1 protein-coding gene is annotated in these 272 nt (G+C 62.5%); it reads left to right on the top strand.

Annotated features, from left to right (window positions below):
• On the top strand, positions 1-272 hold a 272-nt coding region (locus J2I47_RS26430), incomplete at both ends, for a hypothetical protein (protein ID WP_207367628.1).

The following is a 272-nucleotide window of genomic DNA, read 5'->3' as shown; positions in this document are numbered from 1 at the left end:
GCCAATGGTTGTTCAGCTGTCAGCTCGGCTACGGTGACCGTGAATCCGGCAGTAACCGTCACAGCCAGTGCCAGTCCAGCTACAATCTGTAACGGTGCCAGCACCACCCTGACAGCCACCGCCAGTGGCGGTACGGGCCTGACCTACCTCTGGAGCAACGGGGCCACCACGGCCAGCCAGTCTGTCAGTCCCACGGTGACGACCGCCTATAGCGTGACGGCCACTAACTCGGCGGGTTGTTCGGCTGTCACCTCAGCTACGGTCACGGTCAA

The organism is Fibrella rubiginis, from assembly GCF_017353185.1.
Classification (GTDB): Bacteria; Bacteroidota; Bacteroidia; order Cytophagales; family Spirosomataceae; genus Fibrella; species Fibrella rubiginis.
The sequence above is the reverse complement of the archived record's forward strand: the minus strand, read 5'-3'. Positions and strand labels throughout refer to the sequence as shown.